Annotated in this window: 15 protein-coding genes and 2 pseudogenes; 14 read left to right on the forward strand and 3 right to left on the reverse strand. The window is 65.4% G+C overall.

All coding sequences use genetic code 11. The features are described 5' to 3' along the window. The first annotated feature begins 20 nt into the window (after positions 1 to 20). From BLW75_RS42480 to BLW75_RS34135, 14 genes are all read left to right on the forward strand, one after another. A complete protein-coding gene (locus BLW75_RS42480; protein ID WP_143055387.1) occupies positions 21 to 404 on the forward strand; it encodes a hypothetical protein in 384 nt (127 codons plus the stop codon). After that, a complete protein-coding gene (locus BLW75_RS34075; protein WP_034315628.1) occupies positions 401 to 1,060 on the forward strand; it encodes a hypothetical protein in 660 nt (219 codons plus the stop codon). Before BLW75_RS42480 ends, BLW75_RS34075 begins: the two co-directional genes overlap by 4 nt. Before the next feature lie 139 nt (positions 1,061 to 1,199). Next, positions 1,200 to 1,634 (forward strand): hypothetical protein, encoded by a 435-nt coding sequence (locus tag BLW75_RS34080; protein WP_241783767.1) that lies wholly within the window; start codon positions 1,200 to 1,202, stop codon positions 1,632 to 1,634. A gap of 224 nt (positions 1,635 to 1,858) precedes the next feature. Continuing rightward, positions 1,859 to 2,521, forward strand: coding sequence for a hypothetical protein (locus tag BLW75_RS34085; protein ID WP_241783764.1), 663 nt, complete (start codon positions 1,859 to 1,861; stop codon positions 2,519 to 2,521). 83 nt (positions 2,522 to 2,604) lie between these two features. Then, complete coding sequence (locus BLW75_RS34090) at positions 2,605 to 3,159, forward strand: flagellar biosynthesis protein FlgA (RefSeq protein ID WP_241783762.1); 555 nt, start codon at positions 2,605 to 2,607, stop codon at positions 3,157 to 3,159. Positions 3,160 to 3,166: 7 nt separating this feature from the next. Beyond that, positions 3,167 to 4,072, forward strand: coding sequence for a CpaE/TadZ family protein (locus BLW75_RS34095; protein ID WP_198935776.1), 906 nt, complete (start codon positions 3,167 to 3,169; stop codon positions 4,070 to 4,072). Continuing rightward, positions 4,062 to 5,402 (forward strand): TadA family conjugal transfer-associated ATPase, encoded by a 1,341-nt coding sequence (locus tag BLW75_RS34100; protein ID WP_034315625.1) that lies wholly within the window; start codon positions 4,062 to 4,064, stop codon positions 5,400 to 5,402. Before BLW75_RS34095 ends, BLW75_RS34100 begins: the two co-directional genes overlap by 11 nt. Then, positions 5,395 to 6,249, forward strand: a complete 855-nt coding sequence (locus BLW75_RS34105; protein ID WP_034315623.1) for a type II secretion system F family protein — start codon at positions 5,395 to 5,397, stop codon at positions 6,247 to 6,249. The genes BLW75_RS34100 and BLW75_RS34105 overlap by 8 nt, the downstream gene beginning before the upstream one ends. Then, entirely contained in the window at positions 6,246 to 7,112 is an 867-nt protein-coding gene (locus BLW75_RS34110) for a hypothetical protein (protein WP_034315621.1), read from the forward strand. The genes BLW75_RS34105 and BLW75_RS34110 overlap by 4 nt, the downstream gene beginning before the upstream one ends. A 17-nt stretch (positions 7,113 to 7,129) precedes the next feature. Then, on the forward strand, positions 7,130 to 7,348 hold the full coding sequence (locus BLW75_RS34115) for a hypothetical protein (RefSeq protein ID WP_091598868.1): 219 nt from the start codon (positions 7,130 to 7,132) through the stop codon (positions 7,346 to 7,348). Then, positions 7,345 to 7,740 (forward strand): hypothetical protein, encoded by a 396-nt coding sequence (locus tag BLW75_RS34120; RefSeq protein WP_034315620.1) that lies wholly within the window; start codon positions 7,345 to 7,347, stop codon positions 7,738 to 7,740. The genes BLW75_RS34115 and BLW75_RS34120 overlap by 4 nt, the downstream gene beginning before the upstream one ends. Continuing rightward, positions 7,737 to 8,150, forward strand: a complete 414-nt coding sequence (locus BLW75_RS34125) for a hypothetical protein (protein ID WP_034315618.1) — start codon at positions 7,737 to 7,739, stop codon at positions 8,148 to 8,150. The genes BLW75_RS34120 and BLW75_RS34125 overlap by 4 nt, the downstream gene beginning before the upstream one ends. Then, positions 8,147 to 8,551 (forward strand): pilus assembly protein TadG-related protein, encoded by a 405-nt coding sequence (locus BLW75_RS34130; protein ID WP_034315617.1) that lies wholly within the window; start codon positions 8,147 to 8,149, stop codon positions 8,549 to 8,551. Before BLW75_RS34125 ends, BLW75_RS34130 begins: the two co-directional genes overlap by 4 nt. A gap of 10 nt (positions 8,552 to 8,561) precedes the next feature. Then, the gene (locus BLW75_RS34135) at positions 8,562 to 11,267 is read left to right on the forward strand and encodes an AfsR/SARP family transcriptional regulator (RefSeq protein WP_091598871.1); all 2,706 of its coding nucleotides are present in this window, start codon (positions 8,562 to 8,564) and stop codon (positions 11,265 to 11,267) included. Positions 11,268 to 11,312: 45 nt separating this feature from the next. On the opposite strand, the pseudogene BLW75_RS34140 reads toward BLW75_RS34135, so the two are convergent. The 3 genes and pseudogenes from BLW75_RS34140 to BLW75_RS34150 form a co-directional block, all read right to left on the reverse strand. Next, a pseudogene (locus BLW75_RS34140) lies at positions 11,313 to 11,756 on the reverse strand (transposase); the annotation flags it as partial. Positions 11,757 to 11,866: 110 nt separating this feature from the next. Continuing rightward, a complete protein-coding gene (gene ltrA, locus BLW75_RS34145) occupies positions 11,867 to 13,321 on the reverse strand; it encodes a group II intron reverse transcriptase/maturase (protein WP_091600057.1) in 1,455 nt (484 codons plus the stop codon). Between the two features lie 572 nt (positions 13,322 to 13,893). Next, positions 13,894 to 14,760: pseudogene (locus BLW75_RS34150) on the reverse strand (IS256 family transposase); the annotation flags it as partial. Positions 14,761 to 15,055 lie beyond the last annotated feature (295 nt).

Here is a 15,055-nt window from a genome sequence, read left to right on the forward strand (position 1 = left end):
TCATTCCTACACCCGGACGAGTGACAAAAGCCCTGATGAGCCCAGGCTCACCCGGTGTTGACCTTGCCCTCACCGGACTGGAAAGCGGTATTCCTGATTTGCCAGGAACGGACTGCCTGGCGACGCAGGAGAAAGAAACGAAGGCCGGCTGGACAAACCTCCCCGCTCGAGGAACTCGCAAGCGCCTCGGGCAGCTCCAGCCGGCCTTCGCCTTCAGAAGGTTCACGGAGGGAGGCCGGATGTCAGCCGAATACATTCTCGCCTGCGGTGATCGAACGAAGGTCCCCGCAGGCGAAGACGACGAACTATTGAGCCGATACGTCTGGTGCGACGAGTGCCGGATCTGGCGACGCGTTATCGAGCAAGTGGATCCCGCCGATCTGGATGCCGAGGTCGGAGGATGACCGTCACCGATCTCACCGAGCGCTTGAGGAAGGCTCGACGACGCTTGTCGGATCCGGAGCCGCCGTCGAAGACTTCGCTGCGCTGGCTGAACCTCGCGACGGTGGTCGTCGCGATGGTATTCGCCCTGCTCATCATCCATCTTTTCGCGGTCCTCAGTGATAGGACGGTGCCCGCGCTTGTGCTGGCCAGGGACGTCGGCGCAAGTCAGCCGTTCGTCGAATCAGACCTGGCCACTGTCGACCTGGTCCCTGACCACGACGTCCGCTTCATCCGTGCGTCCGACCGAGCCGCTGTCATCGGCCGCGCGCCCGCTGTCGGCCTTCAGAAGGGGACACTCCTCGCCGCAGCCAGCCTCATACCGGAGGGCGTGCCGGGACCTGCGTTTCAGGTGGTCGGCCTGCGAGTGGAAGCAGGCCACCGCCCGAGCCAGCCTCTTTGGCCGCATGCGCGGGTCTGTGTGTCGCCCCTGCCGCAAGCGCTGCCCTGTGACTCGTTCCCGCCAGTGGGAAGCGTATTCGTCGCCCAAGTCGCTGGAGTCGGACTACCTGACTCTGACGGGACGGTCGTGGTCGACGTGATCGTCGATCCTGAACACATCGGTCCGGCTCTGACCGCTGCAAGCGGGTCCGTGATCATCAGCCTCAGGGGAGCGTGAAATGAAGTCCAAGCTCTTGATCGCCGTGTTCATCGCGGCCACCACGGCCGCGTGCAGCGAGAGTGGAGATACGCCCTCGAGCGCGCCTGCCGTACCTCCCGTATCCCCGACCTCAAGCCTTGCCCCGACAGCTGAGGACGTGGCGAAGCAGAAAGCACTCGAGGCTTACGAAGGCTACTGGCGTGTCAGCACCGCTGCGGAGAAGGCGCCGCGGGCGAAGGACTGGCGTTCAGCGCTGGGCGAGTATCTCGTCGACCCGGAGTTGACGCGTCACCTCGCGGAAATCCAGAACCTGGCCTCCGTGCCGTCACATATGGACGGTGACTACCGGCGTACCCCAGTGGTGACCGCGGTGTCGCTCGACGAGCGCGACCCACGGATCAAGATCACCGACTGCCTGGATCGGACGGGACTCCATCTGATCAGCGACAAGCCGGGCGAGCAAGGGCGGGTTCTCGACAACCCGGATCAGCCGCGGCGGTACGAGTTTCGTGTCGAGGTCGTCCGGTACGCCAGTCTGAACGACCGGTGGCTGGTCCAGGTCGTCGAAGCCACCTTGGACAAGCCATGCTGACGAAGGCGATCGGCTCAGCTCTACTGGTGACCGCGATGGTCAGCCCGACTCCGGCGTGGGCCAGCCCAGCGCCAGGCCCAGGTGGTTGCCAATCTTCGGGGGTGCGCGGGACCTGCTGGGTCGGTGCGACGGACCCCGGTCGGCCGGACCGCGAAGGCGGCCAGCCGGGAGCAGGACCAGCAAACCAGGCAAAGCGTGCCGGACCTGCTCCGCAGTGCCTTCCGATGGAAATCCCCCAGCCGGCGAGCGGTGACCCGATGTGGGCGGGGAAGGACGCGTCGAAGGGGCGGTTGGTCGTGATGATCTGCGGCGTCGGCGGGCCAGGTGGTGGATATCCCGGCGACGCGCGTGTGGCTTACGTGCCCAATGGAGTCGCGGCGCCGGCCGTCCCGCAGGTTTCGCCGGCCGAACTCGCGCGGCAGGCCATCGACCAGATGGAGCTTTCCGCGCCCGACATCAGGCTGGCGCCGTCCGCCGACTCCCCGCACGGAGCCACGATCGGCTTTCCCGTGTGGATGTGGAGCGCGCGAAGTGAGGCCACCACCGGCCCGGTCACTCGGACGGCCACCGCTGGGACCGTGAGCGTGACGGCTACCGCCAAGCTCGCTCGGGTCACGTGGTCGATGGGTGACGGAGCAACGAAAGCTTGCGCTGGACTGGGCACGCCGTTCACCGAAGACAGGGCTGGCCTCGCGTCTCCTGATTGCGGGCACGTCTACTTGACAAAGGCCCCGTCCGGTGCCTTCCCCATCGCGGCGACCGGGCACTGGGAGATCAGCTGGTCCGGCGGCGGGATGTCCGATTCCGAGGTGATGGATCTCACTTCGAATGCTCGGCTGCCCGTCCGCGAAATTCGCACGCTGAACTCCGGGGGAGGACGGCCATGAACGACTCGACTCAACCTGAAAGGCCGCCACTCGCACCGGAGGTTCGGCCACTTCGGCGGCGACCGTCAAAGCTTCTGATCCTCATGGGCCTTGTGCTGGCGGCGCCGTGCGCGACTGGGACGGTGTTCATCTACCGGAACGTCGACACGACGATCGCCGCGGTCGGTGTCGCCGCTCCGGTCCGGTACGGGCAGGTCGTGCTCGACAGCTCCGTGCGCGAGGTCCAGGTACGACCCGATCCCGGCGTCACGCCGGTGCTGTGGAAGGACCGTTCGCAGCTCATCGGCCGGAAGGCCACCACGAATCTCTGGCCTGGGAGCGTCTTGACCGCGCAGGTGGTCGGAGAAGAGCTCCCTCCCAGACCTGGAGAGCAGCTGCTGGGTATCGCGGTCAAGCCGGCTCAGCTGCCGGCGACGCCGCTGGAACCGCTGAAGCCGGTCCTACTCGTTCCTTCGGGCTTGGGCGGCACAGCCGTCGAAACCTGGGAACCGGTGCACGGGACGGTGATCCGCGTAGGGGAGCGAGATCAGACCGGGCTCCGCGTTGTCGATGTCGTCGTGGCTGAGCACCAGGGCCCGAAGCTCGCGACCAAGGGATCCGTGGGCACGGTCGCGATCGTTCTGTTGCCGGGGAGTTGAGCGAACCATGCTGATCACTTTTACTTCTCTACGTGGAAGTCCGGGAACGTCGGCCGCGACGCTGGCCTTGACGTGGTCCTGGCCGCGCCACGCCGTCGCTGCCGAGTGTGATCCGTCCGGCGGCCAGGCGCTCGCGGTGTTCGACCCGGGCAGTTCCATGGGGCACCGAGGGATGTTCGAGGCGATGCTGGCCGCGCGGACGATGCCGTTGCCGCAGGCGTTGTGGCAACAGGCGATCACGCTGCCGGACGGCACCGGACGACACTTTCTCCTGCCTGGGCCGCAGACGACCCGGATCGCGGAAAGCCTGCAATGGCAACGGCTGGCGCTGGCTTTCCGGACCTGGGAATCGGTCGACGTCCTGGCGGACTGCGGTCGACTTCGTTCCCGCGGCATGCCGCACGCTATCCTGGGGAACGCTGACTTGACGGTGCTGGTCGTACGCAACGACCGGCATTCGCTCCGGGCTCTGTCGTCCTCTGTGGACTTGATTCGCGAGGAGATCGGCCTACTCGGTAGCGCGGACGACGGCTTGGTGGTCGTTGTGGCGTCTACTCCCGCTGGGGCCCAACGTTTTCCGGTCAAGGAGGTCGAGAGGCAGTTCGCGAAGCTCGGTCTGCCGGTTATCGGTGAGATGCCGTGGGATCCCTCCGCTGCCACGCAGTTCACGGACACCTTCAAGCCGGGCAAACGCTTCGAGACCTCACCAATGCTTGAAGCCTCCCGGAAGCTCGGGTTCGAAATCGGGAAGCGAGCCTTCACCCGGTCGCGAAGGCTTCGAGGGCGGGCGATCCCAGAGCAGGCCCCTGCCAGACAAGAGAGGCCACGACGTGAACTTGTGAGGAGGCCGCCACCACCCTCGATTCCGCGGCCTGCCGCGTCTGCTGGGGGAGGGGACCGCCATGGTGGTTGAGCAGGATTTTGCAGGGGCTGACGAGCTCGTCGATCGTGTCCAACAGGCACTCGCGAAGCAGGTCGAGGAAGAGATGGCACGCTACAGCGAGCCGGAATGGCAAGGTGTCGAGCGCGCGCTGGCCGGAAAGCTGATTGACGAGGTCCTCTCGGCCGCGATCAAGGAGTGGGCTGGCCGGGGCAGGCCGTTCCTTGACCCTGGCAAGGAGTGGTTCGTCAAACAGGCCGTGATGGCCGAGATGTTCGGCTTGGGACGGTTGGAACCGCTGCTGGCGGACGAAGGCGTCGAAAACATCGACATCATCGGCAACGAGCCCGCCTGGCTGTCCTATGCGGACGGCACCGTCATGCGCGCACCCCGGATCGCACCAACCGATGAAGCCTTACTTCGTTGGCTGCAACGCCTGGCCGCCCGCCACGGCCGGACCGAGCGCTCCATCAACAGCACGTCACCGCTGCTCAACATGGAACTACCGGGAGGGGAGCGCCTGGCCGCGACCATCGAAGTCAGCGACCGCCCGCACGTTTCCATCCGACGGCACCGCTTGTCCAAGACAGGGCTGGCAGACCTCCGCGAACGGGGGATGATCTCGACCGCGCAGCTCGCGCTCTTCCGCGCGGCGGTGCGCGCGGAGAAGAACATAGTCGTCTGTGGCAGGCAACGGGCGGGAAAGACGACGCTCCTGCGTGCCCTCTGCTGGGAGATTCCCCCGGACGAACGATTCGCGACGTTGGAGACCGAGTTCGAACTCGGCCTGCATCGGCATCGCGATCGCTTTCCTGCCGTGGTCGCGTTCGAGGAACGGGTCGGCAATTCGGAGCGGTCTGGCAGCACCGTCACGGACCTGTCGCACTTGGTTTGGCAGTCGCTTCGCATGCACACCACGCGTACGATCGTCGGAGAGGTCCGCGGACGCGAGATCATTCCGATGCTGGACGCGCTTTCGACGGGCGGGTCGGGCTCGCTCTCCACCCTGCATGCCCGCAACGCGGGGGATGCCATCAATCGGATGGCCCGCCTCTGCCTTGAGGGGAACTCGGCGTGGACCCCTGAGCTGGCGCACGAAACCGTTGCGCACGCGATCGATCTCATCGTGCACGTCGAGCTCGTCACCGACGGAAGCAGTCTCGATCGCTACGTGGCCGAGATCGTCTCCGTCGAGGCCGGTGAGTACGGGCGACCCGCGCGGACCTACCTCTTCCAACGTGTTGCCGGTCGTCGCTCGGTGCCTACCGGCAACCTGCCGACCGACATCGAGGACTACGAGCGCGCCGGATTCGACCGGAACTGGCTGACCTGCGGCAACGATGGGGAGTGGGTCCATGCCTGAACTCGTCCTTGTTCTGCTCGGCGTCGGTCTCGTCGGCGGGCTGGCCCTCATCGTCGCCGGAGCGTTCGGTGTCGGTCGACGGCGAAAGCTCGTCTTCCAGCCGAAGGCACTTCGGCGGCATCGTGGCCTGCGCTGGCGAGGACCACTCGCGCTGTCAGCCGGCGCTCTGGTCTGGCTTGTCTCCGGCTGGCCGATCGCCGGAGTAGCCATCACGATCTTCATCGTCTTCCTACCGTGGCTCTTCTCAGCGGGAGCGATAGCCAAACAGCGGATCGAGCGACTGGAAGGCATGGAAACCTGGCTGCGACGACTCAGCGACGCCATGGTGGCGGGCAACACAGGGCTCGTCAGCGCCATACAGAGTTCCACCCGCGAAGCGCCTGCCTGTCTCGCCCGCGAGCTGACCACACTGGCGCACCGCCTGCGGACTTGGGATGTGCAGGAAGCCCTGCTCGAGTTCGCCGACGACATGGACGACCAGATCGGGGATGCCGCGGTGGCCGGCCTCTGCGTCGCGCACCGCCAAGGCTCAGGGGTCGCCGGCCTGCTGCGTACGCTCGCTCGCCAGGTTGCCGAGGACATCGTCGCTCGCCGGACCGCGGAATCCGAACGGGCCCGAAGGCGGTCTACCGCGCGGGTCTTGCTCGGCATCTGGGCGGCGATGTTCTTGGGGATCGCTCTCTTCGGTAGCTCGATGTACACCTCGGCCTACGCCACTCCAGTTGGGCAGGTTGTCCTGGCTGTGGTGCTCGGGTTGGTAGGTGCTTCCGCGGTATGGCTGCGCCAGTTGGGCCTCGAGCCGCCTGCCGCCCGATTCCTTTCCGCGCGGGTCCGGCGGCGGACATGAGCACGCTCGGTCAACTCATCCTGCTGGCGCTGGGAATCGCCGGAGGAACGACACTGGTCATCGCGGCCTACGTGCCGGGGCGCCTCAGGCTCAGCGATGTCCTGAACGGTCCGCGTGTCGTCTCGGGCAGCTCGTCGCTGAATCCAGCCTTGCGATCGGTGATCCGGTTCGCCGACCGGTGTGGGGCGAGGGCACCGACCACAGATCTCGAGCTTGTCGACAGGACACGCGAATCTTTCACGCTGAACCGCATCGGCTGTGCGTCTGCCGGCACCCTGGCGGTTCCGCTGACGGGCGCCGCACTCGCCGTCCTCGGTGCTGGGGCACCGGTCTTCCTGACGGGAGCGATGTCGCTGTGCGCGGCAGCATTCGGCTGGACGCTTCCGCGACTCCTGCTGCGCGCGAAGGCGCAGAAAGCACGGGCTGCGTTCCGAGAGGCACTGGTCGCCTACGCACACCTCGTCACTCTCGGGCGTCTCGGTGACCGCGGTCCGGTCGAGGCGATGCGGTATCCGGCGTCGTTGGGTGAAGGCTGGGCGTTTCATCGGATCCGGCTGGCGATGAACGAAGCGTCCTTGCGCGGCCGGATGCCGTGGGAAGGGCTTGAGCGCCTCGCTGATGAGCTGGGTGTTCGTGAACTCAGGGATCTCGGCCGCATCATCACCAGCGCGAGCGAGGGTGGAGCGAGCATCGCGGACACCCTGCGCTCGAAAGCGGCATCGATTTCCCAACAAGGCCTGGCGGATCAGAAGACCGGCTCGTCGATCCGTTCGGATCGGATGGACATGCCGATCGCGGTGATGGGCCTGGCGTTCATCGTCTTCCTAGCTTTCCCTGGCATCTTCACGATGCTCAGCACCTGAAATAGAGGAGAAAGCCCATGATCAAAACAGCGGTCGCCCGCCTGCAGTTCGCCGTACTCACGCTCGGATGTCTCTTGCAGAAGCGCGGATCACAGTTCGTGCGTGAGGGCGAGCGAGGCGACGAGAACATCACCAAAGCCATCTACGCCGTACTCGGTCTCGTGCTGGCCACCGCGATCGCCGGGGCGGTCACGGCCTTCGTGAACGGCAAGCTGCCGCTGATCGGAGGGCAATGAACCTCCGATGTCGCGCCACCCAGCTGACCGGCGAGCGCGGCGACGAAAACGTGTCGGCAATCCTCGGCCTGACCGTACTTCTCCTGGTCACCTGGGTCGTCTTGCAAGCCGTTGTGCTCTTCCTGGGGCGAAACGTGGCCTTGGAGGCGGCGCGAGATGGTCTCAACGCCGCACGCCTGCCTCCCGTCGACGTTGCGGCCGCTGAGCAGCACGCCCAGAACTACGTCAGCCGGGTGACTGGCAGCTGGCTGTCCAATGTGAACGCCGAAGCCACCAGCGACGGCCGGAACGTCACCGTCATTGTCACCGCTGAGGCCGCCTCGCTCGTACCGTTTGCGCGGTTCACGGTGAGCCAACTGGCTTCCGGGCCGATCGAGCAGCTGACGCCATGAAGCGCGGGGATCGCGGCGACGTGAACGTCGAAGTCGTGATCGGTGTGTCGGCGTTGATCGTCCTCTTCGGACTCGCGCTGGTCGGAATGCGGGTCATCACCGCGGAATCCGCGGTGAACGAGGCAGCCCGCTCCGCCGCACGCGCCGCTTCCATCGCCCGTGACGGCCATGCCGCGGCGTCGGCCGCCGAGGCACGGGCGCGAGCTGTCATCGCTCAACAGGGCTTGAACTGCGCCGAGCTCAACATCGCCGTCGATGCTCGTGACTTCGCCAAGCCGCTCGGCGAGACCGGCTACGTGATCGCCATCGTCAGCTGTGAGATCACGTTCGGCGATCTCATGATCCCGGGTTCGCGACTCGCCGCTTCCGAGTTCCGATCGCCGATCGATCGCTACGGAGCCCGTCGATGATCCGCTTGGGTGGTGAACGTGGCTCCGTCTCGGTGTGGCTGGTCGGGCTGAGCCTGGCCCTGATCATCGCCATCGGGTGGGCGGTCGACGGCAGTCGCAAAGCCCAAGCCCATTCGGAGGCGACGTCGGTCGCCGAAGAAGCCGCGCGCGCCGCCGGGCAGGCACTCCGCGTGCAGGCTGTTGCCTCGGGCCAGGTCGCAGAAGTCAACCCGCAGCAAGCCGTCGCTGAAGCGGAGCGTTACCTCGCGGCGACGGGCGTTGCCGGAAGCGCTGCCGTGCAGGGTAACCGGATCGTCGTCGACACCACGATCACCAGAACCACGATCTTCCTTAGCATCATCGGAGTTTCGGAATTCTCCGTGCACGGCCGTGGCGCCGCCGATCTGGTTTCCGACAGATAGGAGCGCCGCTATGAGAAGTCTTCCGCGAATCCTCCTCGGTATCTTGGGTCTGGTTCTGCTCGTCGTCGGGCCGCCGCTTCTCCTGTGGACGTTCAGGTCGGTGTTCCTGCCAGACCACGTGCCAGCCATCCACGAGGTCGTCGGCTGGATCACCGAGCGAGACAGCGGCCAGGTGTTCCTTCTAGTGGTGGCGGTCGCCGGAGTGATCGCCTGGTTGGAACTCGTCGTCGCCGTCGTACTCGAATGCGTCGCACTCGCGCGTGGCATGGCCGCGCCGCGACTGCCCGGATTCCGCTGGGCTCAACGACTCGTGGCCGGTGTCCTCTTCGGGCTGCTTGTCGGTACGACTGCTGCGGAGGCCTCGCAGCCTGCCGCCCCGCCTTCCATCATCGCCCCGCAGGTCTCCGATCAGAGAAGCCACCAGACCACGGATAAGGCTGAGCCTTCGCCCGTCGGCGGGTACACAGTCGTTCCCGGCGACTCGCTGATGAGGATCGCGGCGGAACAGCTCGGTGACGAGAGTCGCTACCAGGAGATCTTCGATCTGAATCAGGGCCGTCGTCAGGCTGACGGAGAGGTTCTCCGCAGCATCGACTTGATCAAGCCCGGGTGGCGCCTAGCGCTGCCTGCCGAACCACCACAGTGCGTCGAAGTCGTGGTCGATGCAGGTGACACGTTGACTCAGATTGCTCGGAAGCATCTGGGCTCGGCCGCTCGGTACGTCGAGATCTTCGAACTCAACCGAGGTCGGCCGCTGCCCGGAGGTCATATTCTGGCCAGCCCGGATCTGATCTATCCAGGCGATGTCCTCCAACTTCCCGCGGCGGCAACGCCTGGGCACGGCGGGGGAGCAGGGGCTGGAGGCCCGGTTTCCGCTGAGGTCGCGCCACCTGGCTGTGGCCCCGAGGCGGCGCCGCCAGCTGCCCGAGCACCGGAACCGAATACACCCCTGCCGGAGCAAGCGCCACCACCAACCCCTGCTCCTGCGCCCATCGAGGTCGCTTCCGACAGCAACGACAGCGTCGTACCCCTCGCCGCCATCGGGCTTGGAGGGCTTCTTGCCGCCGGTATTCTGACGGTCCTCGCCCGGCGCAGGATGCTCGCTCAACGACGTCGTCGTCCTAGACAGCGAATCCGCCGTCCACCACCCACGGATCTGGAGACCGCGCTCCGAAAGGCCGAGGAACCTGCCACCGCCGAAGCTCTTGACCTCGCGCTGCGCAGGCTCGCTTATCGCGTCCGAGAGAAGGGCACCTCGCTGCCGATAGTCCGGTCTGCGGTGGTAGGCGGCCGCGGCATGGTCCTGTATCCACAGGGACACAGAGAATCCTTCACCGATTCGCTCGAAGCCGATGAACTGGCCAGGATTCCAGCACCCTATCCGGCGCTTGTCACAGTCGGCCACGATTCTCGCCGTGACCTTGTCATGGTCAACCTCGCGGAGATCGGCACGATCACGCTCGACGGCACTGTGGACGAAGTCGAGCCAGTCCTGTTGGCCATCGCCTGGGAACTGATGACGTCGGCCTGGTCCATGCCGGTCCCTGTGACGCTGGTCGGCTTCGGGCGCTCAACCGCTGCGCACAACCCTGATCGCTTCCGTCACTTCACGTCTGTTGACGAGTTCTCCGAGGCAGAGACGTCACCAACGGGTGTAGTCCTGTCCACTGAAGCTTTCGACGTGGAACAGCATGCGTGCCTTGCCGCCGTGGTCGCTGCCGACGTGTCGGTCTCGGATGGTTGGCGGCTGGATGTTTCCGCGAAGTCCACGTTGGTCGACGACCTCGGGATCGAAGTCGAGCTCCAGCGCTTGACCGTCGAGCAAGCGGAGGAACTCATCGCGACGCTCATTGCCGAGGTCGACGCCGAGCAGGTACCTGCGGGTGAGTACCTGGATGTTCCGTTCGTGCCGCCGTCGACAACGGGGCCCGAGCTGAGACTGCTCGGCCCGGTTGGGCTACACAACGTCGACCCGGCAAATGTCGAAGGCAAGAAGATCAACCGGCTCACCGAACTCGCCGCGTTCCTGCTTCTCCATCCCGGCGCGACCGCTGACGAAATCTCCCGACAGCTCGGAACGGACACCCGTCCCTGGTCCCCGGCGACCCGACAGGGCTACATATCCCGCTTGCGGACCTGGCTTGGTCACGACGAGAACGGCGATCTCTACCTGCCGAACATCGAGGCGAATGGAGGCGGCTACAGCCTGTCGACGTCGATGAACAGCGATTGGCATCGGTTCCGGCAACTCGCCAGCCCCGGGCTGAACCATGATGACTCAGACCGGCGGGCTCGGCTCGAAGCCGCATTGGAGCTCGTCACCGGCATGCCCTTCAGCAACATCGGGTCTGGCCGATACGCCTGGAACTCCTGGCATCAGCGAGAAATGATCGACGCCATCGTCGATGTCGCTCACACCCTGGCCGAATCCTGCCAACAGTCCGGTGACCTACCAGCGGCACGTCGCGCTATCGTGCGAGGTCTCCTCGCCGAACCCGTCAGCGAACTTCTCTATCGAGACCTTCTCCGCGTGGAGCACCGGGCGGGAAACCCCGCCGCGGTGAAAGCCACCGCCGACAAGCTGGCCGACATCGCGGTCGCACTCGACGTCGACCTCGACGAAGAAACCGCCGTGCTGGTGGACACCCTGCTCGGTCCTGGTGAAGGCAGACTCACCAGGGATTTACCTTGCACTCAACCGAATACGCCGCGATAGGCATGGGGTCTGTCAAACGAGCGGTGTAACTCGGGTTGAAGGAAATTACTTGCGTCCGGCGGCGAGTCGGCCGTCGAAGGCGATGTCGAACGCGTTCAGGGCGGGTTTCCAGCGCATGGTCCAGCGTTTGCGGCCGGTGCCGGTCGGGTCCAGGCTCATGATCGCCATGTAGACGCACTTGAGCGCGGCCTGCTCGTTGGGGAAGTGGCCACGGGCCTTCACGGCGCGGCGGATGCGGGCGTTGACGCTCTCGATCGCGTTGGTCGAGCAGATCACCCGGCGGATCTCCGGATCGAACGCGAGGAACGGCACGAACTCAGCCCAGGCGTTGTCCCACAACCGCACGATCGCCGGATACCGGCCGCCCCAGGCCTCGGTGAACTCGGCGAACCGCTCGCGCGCGGCGGACTCGGTCGGCGCGGTGTAGACCGGTGTGAGGGCCTTGGCGATCGCGTCCCAGTGCTGGCGGCCGGCGTAGCGGAAACTGTGGGGTCGACCCGCAGCGCGGTGCCGGTGTTGCCACCGGTCCGTTTCTGCGGGCCGCCCGCCGAACCCGGCGTGCCCGTCTCCGTGCACCGGGCTCTCCACGAGTGCCGTTGTTATGCCTTCCGGGCCATCCACGGGTTCGGGATCCTCGTGCCCCGGAATCGGTAACGCTGGATGCTCACCGTTGCGGGCTGGAAGAGTCGAACTCCGTTGCTGGTGGGCCACCACTGGCCGGGGCCGTAGTAGTGGCGGATGATCCACTTCGCGTTCCGGTTTGGGTGCTTGTTGCGTAGCCAGCGCCAAACTCTCCACCACAGATGGTGGTTCAGAGCGCCGAACGCCCGGCTGGAAGCACCATGTCGAAAGTAGATGGCCCAGCCGCGAGTTATCTGTCCTAAACGGACGAACAACTTGTTCGCGGCAAGGCTGGTTGTCTGCCGACCGGTGGCTGTGGTGACCTTCCGCCGAATCGCCGCCAGGGACTTCTTCGATGGATAGGTGTAGATCAGTCGCCGGTCGCTCCCTTTCTGCCGGTGTCGCTGGATGCGAAACCCGAGAAAATCGAAGCCCTCGTCGATGCCGGTGACCCGGGTTTTGTCAGGCGCCAGCCGCAACCCGACTTGCCCGAGTACCGTTTCGATCTCGTCGTAGAGGCTCTCGGCGTGCTGCCGGGTGCCAAAGACCATCACCACGAAGTCGTCCGCGTAACGGACCAGGCGATAGGTCGCGGCTCCACGCCGGGTGGCTCGCCAGCGTTGGGTCTGGGTGCCCATCGCCTCCCACCGGGCGCGGAAATGCTCGTCGAGAACACTCAGCGCGAGATTGGCCAGCAGCGGCGAAAGAATGCCGCCCTGGGGAGTGCCAGTGGTGGTGTCCCGGAAGTCGCGCAACTCATCCAGCAGGCCCGCCTTCAGGAATGCCTTGATCAGCGCCAAGACACGCCGGTCTCCGACCCGGCCCCGCAGCCGGTCCATCAGGGCCGGATGCGAGATTTCGTCGAAGCAGGCGGCGATGTCACCCTCTAAGACCTGCTCATAGCCGCGTGCGGCATAGAAACGGATCTCCTCGATGGCGTCTTGGCATCGGCGTTGCGGGCGGAACCCGTAACTAGACGTGTCGAAGTCGGCTTCCAAGATAGGTTCCAGCACCAGTTTCAGGGACGCCTGGACGACGCGATCGCGCACTGTCGGGATCCCCAGGCGGCGGGTTTTACCGATTGCCTTGGGAATCTGTGCGGTGCGCACCGGGGTTGGCCGAAACGTTCGATCCTTCAACGAGGACCGCAGTTCGGTCAGGAACCCCGTCACGCCGCGACCGCTGTTCTCGATCGACCACGCGGTGGCCCCGTCGATCCCAGCTGTCCTGGCGCCCTTGTTCTCCCGGACCCTGGTCCACGCCATGACGAGGAACGCCGGGTCCGCCACGAGATTGAACAGATCATCAAAGCGACGGCCCCGGTCGGCCGTCGCCCAACGGTGCAGTTTGGTCTGAATCTCCAGTACCCGCTCTCGCACCAGCAAAGGGCGGTCGAGCAGAGCGCCGATATTCACTGGCGCGTCTTCCGGCATGACAGCATCCTTCCCGCTCACATCGCTGCCGCCCTTCGCCATGTGACCGGCTTTCCCGGCCTCGGACTACTACGGCGGCTCCGCCCCGTCCCGGCCCGATCGGCCGGCAGCGGACCCAGCCCCGCGCCACCACATAGGACACGCGGTCGCGCGAGGCGGAACCGGGACGGTTCCCGTGTTCACCTGTTACCGATCAACGAGTTAGGCGCCCAGCTATACCCCGGCGGCCCTCGGGATTACGCCGCAGACTTTCATCCCGAGCTGTCACAACCGACGGTTTCGATCATGACGGACGCTCCCATCGAAACAGTGAGAACGCGCACCGCGTCCCGGCCCTGATCCACCAGGTTCGAGCCGGTTCTTGCTAACGAGGCTTCACCGCTGGTTCCTCACGTACACCTTCTCGTCTCGCTCGCCGAACCCGCACCATCCGGTGGTACTGGCACGTCCCGGCTTTGTCAGGGCCGCTTCCACCCTCCCCGTCGCTCCACGAGTCAGGCTGCCCTCAGCTTCACCGAACCGCTGCGACGGCCCAGCGTCGAAGGTCTCCCACCCCCGATCGAAATAACAGGCGCCTCACGGCGCACGTTGCGCAGCAGGTGCACCACGCAGGTCTGCGTGATCGTCTGTGGCCAGACGGTGGTGATCGCATCGGACAGCCCGGTCAGGCCGTCGCAGACGACCATGAGCACGTCGGCCACGCCGCGGTTCTTCAACTCGGTAAGCACGTGCAGCCAGTACTTGGCACCCTCGCCACCGTCGCCGACCCACAAGCCAAGGATGTCGCGGCGGCCCTCACAGGTCACCGCCAAAGCGACATAGATCGGCCGGTTGGCGACCTTGCCGTCACGGATCTTCACGTGGATCGCATCGATGAAGATCACCGGATACACCGCGTCCAGCGGCCGATTCTGCCATTCGACCATGCCCTCGATCACCTTATCGGTGATGGTGGAAATGGTCTGCCGCGACACCTCGGCACCATAAACCTCGGCTAGATGCGCGGAGATCTCCCCGGTCGTCAATCCCTTGGCAGCCAAGGAAATCACCATCTCGTCGACACCAGTCAGGCGCTTCTGCCGCTTCGCGACGATCTTCGGCTCGAAGCTCGCGTCCCGGTCCCGCGGCACGTCGACCTGCACAGGCCCGACGTCAGTCAGGACAGTCTTGGAGCGGGTGCCGTTACGTGAGTTGCCGGTCCCGCGACCAGCTGGGTCGTGCTTGTCATAGCCCAGGTGATCAGCGATCTCGCCATCCAGCGCGGACTCCAGCAACCGCTTGGTCAGCTGCTGCAATACCCCGCCCTCGCCGGTCAGCTTCAGCCCACGGGCCTTGGCACGGTTCAGCAGCTGCTCGACGAGCTGCTCATCCAGGCCATCCAAACCCATCTCGGGCTTCGAGTCCTCAGCGTTCTCCACGCCAGACATCATCTCGGTCATCAGGTGCACTTCCATGATCGGGAGTTACACCGAACGTTTGTTTTACAGTCCCGCTAGCCACGCCGGTCGCGGAACTCGGACTCGGTCGAGCACTTTGTGTCCCGCAGGAACGGGTAAAGTGGATCTCCCGCCGCTGGTGGTTATTTCTTGACGCCGACGTTGCCGCCGCAGGCCCGCAATGCTTTGGAGAGGATGTTCGCGCAGTCGTTGTGGTACGGATTGTCGTTGTGGGCATAGTCGAGGTCCACCTACCGGTTGAGCGGAACCGAACGTAGTGGCCCGACGAAGTCCACCG

It is taken from the genome of Amycolatopsis lurida (assembly GCF_900105055.1).
GTDB classification, from domain to species: domain Bacteria; phylum Actinomycetota; class Actinomycetes; order Mycobacteriales; family Pseudonocardiaceae; genus Amycolatopsis; species Amycolatopsis lurida.